The organism is Chryseobacterium sp. W4I1 (assembly GCF_030816115.1).
Classification (GTDB): Bacteria; Bacteroidota; Bacteroidia; order Flavobacteriales; family Weeksellaceae; genus Chryseobacterium.
Genome location: NZ_JAUSXQ010000001.1, coordinates 187455 through 199958 on the forward strand (window position 1 = coordinate 187455; position 12504 = coordinate 199958).

General features: G+C 35.6%; 11 protein-coding genes. 4 read left to right on the forward strand and 7 right to left on the reverse strand.

The genetic code is table 11. The features are described from left to right. Position 1: 1 nt before the first annotated feature. Both QF044_RS00945 and QF044_RS00950 read right to left on the reverse strand, forming a co-directional pair. Positions 2–952 carry a bifunctional UDP-sugar hydrolase/5'-nucleotidase gene (locus QF044_RS00945; protein ID WP_307262588.1) on the reverse strand — a complete coding sequence of 317 codons (951 nt, stop codon included), beginning with the start codon at positions 950–952 and terminating at the stop codon, positions 2–4. Beyond that, on the reverse strand, positions 952–1710 hold the full coding sequence (locus QF044_RS00950; protein WP_307262589.1) for a 5'-nucleotidase C-terminal domain-containing protein: 759 nt from the start codon (positions 1708–1710) through the stop codon (positions 952–954). Before QF044_RS00950 ends, QF044_RS00945 begins: the two co-directional genes overlap by 1 nt. A gap of 195 nt (positions 1711–1905) precedes the next feature. Between QF044_RS00950 and dapA the strand changes: the two genes are divergently transcribed. The 4 genes from dapA to QF044_RS00970 all read left to right on the forward strand — a co-directional run bounded on the left by dapA (position 1906) and on the right by QF044_RS00970 (position 4742). After that, the gene (gene dapA / locus QF044_RS00955) at positions 1906–2778 is read left to right on the forward strand and encodes a 4-hydroxy-tetrahydrodipicolinate synthase (RefSeq protein ID WP_307262592.1); all 873 of its coding nucleotides are present in this window, start codon (positions 1906–1908) and stop codon (positions 2776–2778) included. Between the two features lie 145 nt (positions 2779–2923). Next, positions 2924–3427 carry a GNAT family N-acetyltransferase gene (locus QF044_RS00960; protein ID WP_307262595.1) on the forward strand — a complete coding sequence of 168 codons (504 nt, stop codon included), beginning with the start codon at positions 2924–2926 and terminating at the stop codon, positions 3425–3427. Between the two features lie 294 nt (positions 3428–3721). Then, on the forward strand, positions 3722–4303 hold the full coding sequence (locus QF044_RS00965) for an AraC family transcriptional regulator (protein WP_307262597.1): 582 nt from the start codon (positions 3722–3724) through the stop codon (positions 4301–4303). Next, positions 4296–4742, forward strand: a complete 447-nt coding sequence (locus QF044_RS00970) for a response regulator (RefSeq protein WP_307262599.1) — start codon at positions 4296–4298, stop codon at positions 4740–4742. The genes QF044_RS00965 and QF044_RS00970 overlap by 8 nt, the downstream gene beginning before the upstream one ends. Before the next feature lie 603 nt (positions 4743–5345). On the opposite strand, the gene recG is transcribed toward QF044_RS00970, so the two are convergent. The 5 genes from recG to QF044_RS00995 form a co-directional block, all read right to left on the reverse strand. After that, complete coding sequence (gene recG, locus QF044_RS00975) at positions 5346–7430, reverse strand: ATP-dependent DNA helicase RecG (RefSeq protein ID WP_307262602.1); 2085 nt, start codon at positions 7428–7430, stop codon at positions 5346–5348. A gap of 116 nt (positions 7431–7546) precedes the next feature. Continuing rightward, positions 7547–8080 carry a thioredoxin fold domain-containing protein gene (locus QF044_RS00980; protein WP_307262605.1) on the reverse strand — a complete coding sequence of 178 codons (534 nt, stop codon included), beginning with the start codon at positions 8078–8080 and terminating at the stop codon, positions 7547–7549. A 41-nt stretch (positions 8081–8121) separates the two neighbouring features. Then, entirely contained in the window at positions 8122–9633 is a 1512-nt protein-coding gene (locus tag QF044_RS00985; RefSeq protein ID WP_307262608.1) for a peptide MFS transporter, read from the reverse strand. Positions 9634–9650: 17 nt separating this feature from the next. Beyond that, positions 9651–10646 (reverse strand): YhcG family protein, encoded by a 996-nt coding sequence (locus tag QF044_RS00990; protein ID WP_307262610.1) that lies wholly within the window; start codon positions 10644–10646, stop codon positions 9651–9653. A gap of 58 nt (positions 10647–10704) precedes the next feature. Further along, positions 10705–12459 (reverse strand): peptide MFS transporter, encoded by a 1755-nt coding sequence (locus QF044_RS00995; RefSeq protein ID WP_307262612.1) that lies wholly within the window; start codon positions 12457–12459, stop codon positions 10705–10707. Positions 12460–12504 lie beyond the last annotated feature (45 nt).

A 12504-nucleotide genomic window follows, 5' to 3' on the forward strand; every position in this document is an offset into this window, starting at 1 on the left:
ATTATGCGGTTATACTGCTGTCTATTGCCTGGTTATTCCAGGAAATATGCTTTACGTTTTTATTTGCGTCGAAGTAAAAATCTATTCTGCCCAGAAGAAGACCCGCCCATCCGACTTGATTTACCAGAACATTTTTACCCTGTCTGTTGGTGAAGGTTTGAGGTTCAGGTAAGAAAGTATGGGTATGCCCACCTAAGATAATATCAATATTTTCCGTTTTGGCAGCCAGAATTTTATCACTTATTTTATTAGGTTCGTCTTTGTAATCGTAGCCGATATGAGAAAGGCAGATCACAAGATCACATTTTTGTTCGTTTTTCAGGAAATTGGAATAATGCTGTGCCACATCTACAGGATCTGAGTATACAGTTTCTCCGTATTGTTTTTTACCGACAAGACCGTCCAGCTGGATACCCACTCCAAAAATTCCTACTTTTATTCCGTTTTTGTTAAAAATCTTATACTGTGACGTTTTTCCGTCCAGTACTGTATTTTTGAAATCGTAATTTGAGCAGATAAAAGGGAACTTCGCATTCGGTAGTACCTTTAAGAACCCGTCCAGGCTGTTATCAAAATCGTGGTTTCCCATCGTTGAAGCATCATATTTCATCATGGACATTAATTTAAACTCCAGTTCACCTCCAAAAAAGTTGAAATAAGGAGTTCCCTGGAAGATATCACCGGAATCAAGAAGCAGAACATTGCTTTCCTGATTTCTTATCTGTTGAATTAAACTTGCCCTTCTTGCAAAACCGCCCTGATTGGGATTTTTGGTGTAGCTGGCATCAAAAGGCTCAATTCTGCTATGCTGATCATTGGTATGAAGGATCGTCAGTTTATTTGCGGATTTAAAAGGATTGAATTTCAATTCTTCCGCCATCATCATATTGGGAGCTAAAGCTGCTGCTAAAGACCCACCACCTATTACTTTTAAAAAACTTTTTCTATCCATTATTTCTTACCGATAAAATTTAAACGAATGTCTGTACTGGGAACTACTTCTGAAGTTTTCTTGAAATATTCTATGAAAAGATCTCTTAATCTTATTCCTGTAGAGATTGATTCTCCTTTGGAAAAGAACTTCATATTATCTCCGCCCAGCGCCAGATAATCTGAAGTAGCAATATAATAATCCTGAGTTGGAACTACAGGCTTTCCATTAATCAGGGATTGGGTAAGCTGCCCGTTATTCGTTTCAATATATAAATGAGAGACCGGGTTGTTTACCTGTGTTTTTGCATAATAATCAAAAAGCCCCTGAAGATCTGCTCCTTTCATTTTTACAATGATTACTTCATTTTCAAAAGGCATTACTTCAAAGACACTTTTCAAAAGAATATCTCCACTTCCGATCGTAGTACGGATTCCTCCGATATTGATCAGAGCAGCATCTACATTTTTCTGAAGATTCTTTTTCGTCCACACATCAGCTCCTTCAAAGGTGTAGTCAGCCAAAAGATTACCCAGATTGCTGTTATCTCCTTGCTTTGTAAGATCTATGCTGGTATGTGAGATCTTCTGATTCATCTCCTTGTCCAGTTTCTGCTTATAAGGTTCAATAACTTTTACAAACGCCTCATCATTCTTTAGCTCGTTATTAATAGAAATATTTTTCTGCGTCTTTACATCCGCCAGCTGCAGCGTTGAAGCTGTTTTGCAGGCAGTAAGTGTAGCCAGAGCAATTCCTAGTAACAAGAATTTATTTTTCATATGTTGCAAATTAATTTTTTTTAAAGGTCATATGTAATCGCTGGTACTTATGGTAATTTTATAATAACTAAGGTCATGGCGATGTCATAATATCTTTTAGTATATGCAAATATAATTATATGTATAATAAAACATTATTATTTATTATAAATTCTTACTGTAAATTATTAAATTTGACAAAAATAATTCTAACAGATGAGCATTTTAAAAGGAGTAGGTGTTGCGTTAGTAACGCCCTTTAATGAAGATTTATCCGTAGATTTCGAGAGTTTAACAAAACTTGTTGAATATAATATCGAAAACGGAACCAATTATTTAGTTGTTTTGGGAACTACAGCAGAAGCTGCAACGCTTTCTGATGAGGAAAAGAAACAGGTAATTGAGCATATCATTAAGGTTAATAATAAACGTCTTCCTTTAGTTTTGGGAATAGGTGGCAATAATACTCTTGAAGTCAAGAAACAGATAGAAGAAGCAGATCTTTCTGCGTTCGATGCAGTACTTTCCGTATCTCCATATTATAATAAGCCTAATCAGGAAGGACTTTATCAGCACTATAAAATGCTGGCTTCTACAGGAAAAAAAATCATTATTTACAACGTTCCATCCAGAACAGGGCAGAACGTTGAGGCAGATACTACCATCCGTCTGGCCAATGAATTTCCAAACCTATTCATGATTAAAGAAGCAGCTCCGAACATTCTTCAGTATTTCGATATCTTAAGAAAGAAACCTGAAGGTTTTTCATTGGTTTCCGGAGATGATGAATATACACTTCCTGTAACTTTAGCAGGTGGAAACGGAGTAATTTCTGTGATTGGACAAGGATATCCAAAAGAGTTTTCTACCATGGTTCAATTGGCTTTTGATGGAAAAGTAAAAGAAGCCTACGAAATTCACAATAAGTTAGTAGAGATCACAAGACTTATTTTTGCAGAAGGTAACCCTTGCGGAATTAAGGTAATCCTGGCTGAAAAAGGAATCATTAAAAATTACCTGAGACTTCCTTTAGTTAAAGCTTCAGAAGGGCTGCATGCTAAGATAAAAGCTGAAATGGCGAATATTTAAAAATGTGAATTGCAAGTTTTCACTTCGCAAGTGAATAGTGAATTTTTTATATTAATTTAAAACTCACTAATAACAATTCACAATTGAAATAACAATAACAAAGGTGAAAAGTTCTGGCTTTTCACTTTTTTTAATCATAAAAATCATGAAATTAATAAAAGCAACAGAAAAAGACATTCCTCTTATCCAGGATCTGGCGAAAAGATCATGGGAAAATGCGTATGCTGAAATACTTTCTGCAGAACAGATGGAGTATATGCTTTCAGAAATGTATTCCGAAGCGGAGATTGGCAACCATCTTCAGAATAAAAATTATCATTATTATCTGATTCAGGACGAAGGAAATGGTTCCTATGAAGGATTTATTGGATATGAATGTAATTATGAAGAGGGAACAACCAAGCTTCACCGGATTTATTTAGTTCCGGAAAGTAAAGGAAAAGGTTTTGGAAAAGAAGCACTTCGGTTCCTGAATCAGAAAGTCACTGAAAATGGTAACAACAGGATCATTTTGAATGTTAATAAGTATAATGCTGCCAGAAACTTTTATGAATCCCAAGGATATACCGTTTATGGAGAGGGTGTTTTTGATATAGGCCAGGGATATGTAATGGATGATTTTCTTATGGAATTCTTAATTCACGAATAATTGACTTAAAATTCTGTAACAATATATTATAATTCTATAACATGGGATGTTTCTTTTTGATCCATCTTTGTGTCAGAACCAAATCACTTTCAATAATACATTCATATGCTTGGTTTAGAGCTATTGCAGCTTTTTATCAGTATATTTTTTTCATCCTTAGTGTTTAATTCCTGTATTCAATAATGCAGGAGTTTTTTGTTTTTTTTATATTATGTTAAAAAAATATATACTATTTCACTTTTAAATGAAATAAATTATTATATTTACTTCAAATTTTGACACACTTATATTAGGATGAAAATGTATGTAAAATTTGATTTCAATGCGCTCTGTAAGAAAGTATTGGATGAAAAACTCAAAGAGCATGGACTGAAATACCGCCTGCTGAACTTCGGGGAAGTGGAATTCTTTGAACCTATAACCCAAGAGCAGCATAGTCTTTTTAAGAAGAATCTTGAAGATTATGGCATAGAGATTATTGAAAGCCAGAAAACGGCTTTAGTGCAGAAAATAAAGGATGCTATCGTAGAACTTGTTTTTTCTGAAAATGCTGTTCCCGTAAAAGCATCTATTTATATTGCAGAAAAGCTGAATCACAGTTACGGGTATCTTTCCAACCTTTTTTCAGAGGTTGCTTTTACCTCTATAGAAAACTTTATTATTCTGCAGAAGATTGAATATGCAAAAGAGCTGATCATCAACAATAAGCAGAGCCTTACAGAGATTGCTCATAAGCTGAATTATTCAAGTGTAGCCCATTTGAGTACTCAATTTAAAAATACAACCGGGATCACACCTTCTCAGTTTCTGAAGATCATTACCAAAAGAAGGAAGATCCAAAGTATGCTTATTAATTCTGAAATGCTGTATGAATAAGGAATACCTGAATGTAATAGTGGCAGATGATGATGAAGGGACTATCATTTTCTTTAAAAGCATATTCAAGAGCTTAAAAATAGGGGTAAAATCCCAGTGTTTCTTAAATGGCAAAGAACTTATAGAATATCTGGACAGCAATGAAGCTATTATTCCGGAATTGATTTTAATTAATTATAATATTCACGGAAAAAGCTCTGCGGATTTATTGAACGAAATAAAAGCTGATCCCAGATTCAGTAATATGGTAATTGCAGTATATGCTGATCAGATTTCTGAAAATGAAATAGAGGAAATCCTGGTGAATGGAGCTCATATTTTTATGAAAAAACCTGAGACGTATGAAGGACTGAAAAAGTCACTTACAGAAATTATTACAATAAACTGGCAGTATCATACCTCCGGATTCAATAAAGATAATTTCATCATGAAAGTGTGATGAATAAAGGTTATTAGAGTTTTTATATTTTAAAAGAGCACTGATATTCAATACATACTATTCACTTAAAGGTGAAAATTGTATAACTAATAATTAAAATCATATAAGGAAAGATCCATGTAATATCAGCAATTTTGTAAACGAAACATTGCAACACAAATTCGTTATATAAAAAAGCAATGGATGATAAGAGAATAGATTATTTCAACAGAAATTAAGTATATAAATCACAATGTTAGTTTTAACAAAATGAATTATGTTTATTTCCAATTATAAAGCATAGAAGATCTTTAAACAAAACGGTACAATCATGAAAACTTAAAAAAGGTGAAGGGCATTTATTCGTTTCATTCCCACTCCCTTCAACTTTAACAGTTAGTTTTTATAATAAGCAAGTTGGAAAAATAATTCATTTTGTTTTTATAATTTATTTTAATAGTCAGGGCTGAAAAATTCAAATAGTATATAAATATTTTCACACCAAATCACAAGATATTAGTTCTTGCTATTAAAATAAATTATTTTAAACAGACCAAAAGTAATTTCTTCTAAATAACAGTTTTATAAGGGGGCCGCGGAAAGATTTTTCTTTTCGCGGTTTTTTTATGAGATTTTGCTCCATTTATTTTTTCCCTTGTAGTACCTCAGATAATAATTTTTGATGATCAGATTATCCGGATTTAGAAGATGCGGATCTGTTTCCAGGATTTTATCAACCGTATTTTTTGTGGTTTTGATAATGGCAGAATCATTCACAAGATCCAGCCTTTTAAAATCTACCACTCCGCTCTGTTGCGTTCCCAGAATATCTCCCGGGCCTCTGAGCTGCATATCCACCTCAGAAATTTTAAAGCCATCATTGGTTTCCGTCATTGTTCTGATGCGGATTCTGCTCTCCTTCGATAATTTATCAGAAGTCATAAGAATACAGTAACTCTGCTCTGCACCTCTTCCTACACGGCCACGCAGCTGGTGAAGCTGGGAAAGCCCGAACCTTTCCGAACTTTCTATTACCATGACAGAAGCATTGGGTACATTTACACCTACTTCAATTACAGTAGTAGCTACCATGATCTCTGCTTCTCCTGATGCAAAATAATTCATAGCAATATCTTTTTCTGCAGGTTTCATTTTCCCGTGAAGCATAGAGACATTGTAGTCTGAAAATGCATTCATGACATGCTCGAGACCTTCCATCAGGTTTTTGTAATCTAAAGTTTCAGATTCCTCGATCAGGGGATATACAAAGTAAACCTGCCTCCCTTTTTTAATCTCATTCCTGCAGAAATTATAGACATAAGTTCTGTCTTTTTCCCGTCTGTGAGCAGTGACGATAGGTTTTCTTCCTACAGGCATTTCATCAATAACAGAAACATCAAGATCCGAATAAAAGCTCATTGCCAGCGTCCTTGGAATAGGAGTAGCGGTCATCACCAGAATATGTGGAGGAATTTTATTCTTTGCCCATAATTTGGCCCTCTGTGCAACCCCAAATCTATGCTGCTCATCAATAATGGCTAGTCCAAGATTTTTAAACTTTACCTTATCTTCAAGAACTGCGTGTGTCCCTATCAATATAGAAAGTGTCCCATTTTCCAGTTCTTCATGAATGATCTTTCTTTCTGAAGTTTTGCTTGAACCCGTTAAAAGACGCACATTGATATCTGTTGCAGCTAAAAGATCTTTTATACCGTTAAAATGCTGTTGGGCAAGAATTTCTGTAGGCGCCATTATACAGCTCTGAAAACCGTTATCCATTGCAATCAGCATGGTAAGTAGAGCCACCATTGTTTTTCCGGATCCTACATCGCCCTGTAGAAGCCTGTTCATCTGAATAGGTCTCTTCATGTCAATACGGATCTCTTTTAAAACCCGCTTCTGGGCACCGGTAAGATCAAAAGGAATATGATGATTATAAAAATCATTGAAATGATGACCCACAATTGGAAATGGATTTCCTGGTGAATGGGTTTTGTGATGAAGTTTTTTCAGGGCATATCCCAGCTGAAAAAAGAATGATTCTTCAAACTTCAGCCTGTTGTCGGCTTTTTCATAATGCATCATATCCTTTGGGAAATGAATGTTTAAAAAAGTATGTTGCCTCGATAAAAACTTAAATGCTTTCATCAGATAATCCGGAAAATTTTCTTCAATAAGATTCGGAATTTCTTTACATATATTTCTTAAAACAATTTGAAAAAACCTTTGATTCAGTCCTCTTTTAGTTAGCTTTTCCGAACTTGGATAGATGGGTTTCAAACGGTTGTCACCCTCTTTGTTTTCCTCTCCTTCTATTTCGGGGTGCGGCATAGAAAACTGACGGTTAAAAACATTGATCTTACCGAAAATATAAACTTCACGGTTAATCGGTATCTGTTCCTTAAGCCATTTTGAATACTGGAACCACACGAGATCCATCGATCCGGTATCATCATTGAACTTTGCCGAAAGTCTTTTCGTTTTCCCGGTTTGGATTTCCTGTACTTGTGTGATTCTTCCTTTCAGCTGTATTTCAACACTGCTTTCCTCGAGCTGAGAAATTTTAAATACCTTACTCTTATCCAGATAACGGATAGGGTAGAAGTTCAGAAGGTCGTCAACGGTTGAAAGACCCAACACATTTTTGATGAGTTTGGCTCTATCAGGACCAATTCCTTTTACGTATTCTATAGAAGTTTCTAAAGTCACTTTTTAAAAATGAGCCCTAATTTCGGGAAAATAGACTGAAGATTAAAATTTTTTTTAAAAATATTGATCCTAAGAAGCAAAAAGCAGCTTTCAATTTTGAAAGCTGCTGTATCGTTTTAATCTTTGATCTTAGATTTGAACTTTTTCTGATAATCTTCCCATTGTTCCCTTGAACGGATCTTTTTAAAGAGGTCTTTAGAGATAAATTCTAAATAAGGCTCAAGTTCCTTTGCAGACAATTCTCCTTGCAGGATAGTGATTGGACCTCCTTTTTCATCTAAAAAAACAGTGCTGGGAACTGCACCTACATTCATATACTGAGTAAATTCGTGGAGCGAATTTTTGCCCTTTTTATGTTCAGTATTTTCATTGGAAAAGGTTCTTCCAAAAACATCTATTGTCTTTTTTTCTTCAGCATTAAACTTTACAGGATAAAAATTTTCATTTAAGATCTGGGCAATCACATCGTGGCCATATGTTTTTTTATCCATGATCTTGCATGGGCCACACCAATCTGCATAAAAATCGATCAGGATCTTTTTTGGATTTTCTTTTTGAGCTTTTAAGGCTTCTTCAATCGTCATCCACTTGACCTGGGCAAAACTAAATGTGACTAAAAGTAGAAGGAATATGCTTATAATTTTCTTCATAATTTGATATTTACGTAAAAATAAGCATAATCTTGCTTACTTTATTTTACCTCCTGCATTAATTTTTTCACAAACGGAGATATCAAAATTAATACCACACCGGCAATTACCGCATATAATCCCAATTGTTTATATCCATCAGTATAAGTGATTAAAGCATCATAGTTTGTAGAGCCTTCTTTTGCGGTGGCTAGTCCGGCTCCAATAATTCCGGCAACATACTGTCCGTAAGCTGAGGCCAGGAACCACATTCCCATCATCATTCCCTGAAGATTCTTCGTGGAAAGCTTTGTCATAATCGATAGCCCAATCGGTGACAGACATAGTTCTCCAAGGGTGATAATCAATAATGCCAATGTGAAGAAGTTCAACGATGTTACGCCCTGAAGGTCAGCAAAGAGCCTGGTTGCAAATAAAACATAGTACCCAATTCCAAGGAAAATAAATCCTAAACCGAATTTAACGATGGTATTTGGTTCAATTTTTCTTTTGTTCAGCCATATCCAAAGAAGACCGATCAGAGGGGCAAGGAAAATAATGAAAAATGCACCTCCTGAGTTGTTTACCCCATTTGGATCTAATCCCAGAAGGTCTTTATTTAAGTTTTTAGCAGCGAAAATACTTAAAGAACCACCGCTTTGTTCATAAATTCCCCAGAATATAATAGAGAAAATAATGAAAACCAGGGCCGCCCAAAGTTTTTTACGCTCTGAGGCAGTTACTTTAGACATCTCATAAAACAGATAGATCAGCGTCAAAGGGCCGATAACCCACATAAAATAATCTGTATATTCCGTTTTGGCTACCATCTTCATGATAATCGGAACAAAAACCAGTGATAAAACATACACTCCATATTCTTTCCATTTTGAAATAGGAGCAGCTTTTACTTCTGCTAAAGGATGTCCTGGCTGAAGACCTATTGTCCCCAGGCTTCTTTGAGTAAATACAAAATTGATAAGGCTAATGACCATTACTATTGCAGCTAGTCCGAAAGCAACATTCCATCGCATTGCTTCTGGAATAATATTACCTAACACTTCTCCTTTTCCAATAGCAATACATAGATAACCACCTAGTAAAGCTCCCAGATTGATCCCTGCATAAAATAGAGAAAAACCGGCATCTGCCCTTGAGTCGTTCGGCTTGTAAAGCTGTCCTACCATAGATGAGATATTGGGTTTAAAGAAACCTGTTCCCACTACGGTAAATGCAATTCCAAGGAAAAAGAATTTATGGGGATCGGTGGCCAGAATTAAACTTCCCACAATCATTAAAAGTCCACCCCAAAAGAGAGATTTTCTAAATCCAAGAATTTTATCGGCAAAAAGCCCACCGATAAAGGTGAAGGCATAAACAAATGCCTGGGTGGCTCCATATTGGAGATTGGCTTCTTTTTCATGGAAATTAAGCTGGGAGATCATAAAGAAAACCAGCATTCCGCGCATTCCGTAGAAACAGAAACGTTCCCACATTTCAGAGAAAAACAGGCTCCAGATCTGTCTGGGATATTTTCCTTTGAAATTTTGTATTTCATCTAGAGTTAAGCTCATAATTGTATATGATAATTTTAATTAGGGTTTTTATTGTTTTGATCCAGCTCGAAACGGATTCTGTCCTGATCAATGATTTCTTTTAATTCTTCTTCTTTTGGAAGGTATAGCAGATATTTGCTGGCAAACAGATTGTTTTTGTCGTTCAGAACGGAATATTTTACAATGGTCTCGTCTTTTTCTGAACAGAGTAGAATTCCAATGGTAGGATTATCGCCTTCGCCACGTTTCAGATCATCATACATTCGTACATACATATCAATCTGTCCGATGTCCTGATGGGAAAGTTCGCCTGTTTTAAGATCAATAATGACAAAGCATTTAAGTATATAATTGTAAAAAACAAGGTCGATATAAAAGTCTGAAGTATCGGTAGAAATATGCTGCTGCCTGGCCACAAAAGCAAATCCTTTTCCAAATTCCAAAAGAAACTTCTGAATATGATCGATAATGGCGGTTTCAATTTCTTTTTCAGAAAATTTTTGATCCGGTGTTAATCCTAAGAATTCAAAAATATAAGGGTCTTTTAAAACACTGTGAATATTTTCTACTGGAGATTTTTTGTGTTCTAAAACTCTTTCGTAGGCAAGTGAATTGATCTGTCTTTTTAGATCCCTGTAATTCCAGTTATTCTGAATGGCTTCATTGATGTAATAGTTTGTTTTATCAATATGATCAAGCCTTATCAGCAATCTGTAATGTGTCCAACTCAATTCGTGACGCACTGCGTCACATATTGGAAATACCTTATAAAAAGAGCGCATATTTCGAAGGTTGCTTTCATCAAAGCCCTTTCCAAACTCCAGAGAAAGTTTTTTAGAAAGATTTTTTAAGGTTTGCTTTCCATATTCAGCACGTTCTTTTCCCTGCTGCTCATCTTCTACGATCAGTTTTCCAATCTGCCAGTAGGTGAGCAGTAAAGTAGAATTCGCTATCCGAAACACTTTTTCGCGCGACTGCCTAATAATTTCCTTTACGGATTGAAATAAAGAATCTTCGGAAATTTCCATCATACGAAAATAAAAAAAACCTCCGACTTAGCAGAGGTTTTGTTGTATTTTATTGATGCGGTTATTTTACACCGTGCATCATTTTCTTTAAAATTGGAGAAATTAGCGCCAGAATAACTGCTGCGATACCACAAAGTACTACGAATACCATAAAGAATTCGAATAAGTTGTGGATCTCAAATCCTGCAAATGTAGGATTTTGTATTGGTAACTGAGCTTTCTCAAACGCTGCCGCCTGATCAGCAGTCAGTGTTACTTTTTTATCTAAAACGTCCTGAAGATTTACTCCAATTTCCTGTGCTTTAGTAAATTTATCACCTGTAGCCGGGATAAGAGCTCCCAACGAACCTGCCAACGCATAACCTGCAGCATTGGAAATAAAGAATACACCATATAATAAAGAAGCGAATCTTTTTGGAGCCAATTTACCTACCAATGATAAACCAATCGGAGATAAACAAAGTTCACCACAAGTCTGGATAAAATAAAGAAGCATTAACCATTTGATAGCTAGTAATCCTGAATTTCCAAGATCTTTTACGTTGTGTGCAATGATAAAGTAAGAAAGAGCGATCAATGCTAATCCCATGGCCTGTTTGAAAGGAGATACCGGTTCTTTTCCTTTTGCTCTCAATTTATCCCATGTTAAACTGAATGGAACCGCTAACAGAACAACGAAAATACCGTTGAAGATCTGAACCATTGAAGGGGGCATATTCCACCCAAAAATGTTTCTGTCTGTCTGGTTATCTGCAATAAACGTTAATGAAGATCCTGCCTGCTCGAAAGCTGCCCAGAAGAAAATAATAAAGAAGGATACTATATAGATTACCCAGATTCTCTGTCTTTCAATCTTGTTCTCCGCAGAACTCATGATCAGGAAGGCTAAGGCAATACCGGCTGCATAAATGAAAGGATAAATAATTCCTTTAATCAGCTGACCCATTTCTACCGCTTTAAACCCGAATTCTCCTACGAGCAAATATCTGAAAGCGAAAAATAGAACGATAAAAATTAATCCGGTAATCCCTAATGATGTTCCTGAAAATTTTGCGGTCTGAGTTTCACCTTCTTCAAAGTCTGCACTGGTATTGTTTTTTGGTAATCCACCGATAGGTCTTCCTTCCGGCGTTACCACATATTTATTTTTAAGAATAAAGAATGTTATTGTTCCAACGACCATTGCAATTGAAGCTGCTAAAAATCCCCATTTGAAAGCAAAAATATCTCTTACTCCTGTAGTGGCATCTTTCACATCTCCTACATAAGGGCAGATAAACTGTCCAAGGAATGCTCCAATGTTGATCCCCATATAGAAAATGGTAAAAGCAGAGTCCAGTTTGGATTTCTCCTGCTTAGGATAAAGGCTACCCACCATTGAGGAAATATTAGGCTTAAAAAATCCATTACCAAAAATGATAACGAATAAAGCCAGCCACATGATCATTTTAGAACTGCCAAGATCGGCAGAGAAAGTAGAGGCGCTGATAAACAGTAGAAACTGGCCGATAGCCATTAAAGATCCACCAATTAGGATGGCATTCCTATTTCCGATATATTTATCTGCAATGAAACCTCCCAAAAGAGGAGTTAAATAACATAAAGCTAAAAATCCACCGTAAATGATTGCCGCATCAGCTTCTTTTATTAATAAGGAATTTACCATGAAGAGCGTCAGAAGGGCTCTCATCCCATAAAAGTTGAAACGCTCCCACATTTCTGTTCCGAAAAGAACCCACAGCCCCTTTGGATGCCTTGAATTCTTATTCTCTACAAATTCATCCGGTTTCGGACTTAATGCTTCAATATTATCCATTCTATTGTTAATTTTTGTTAAGACTGACAAATATAGTTTTTTTTG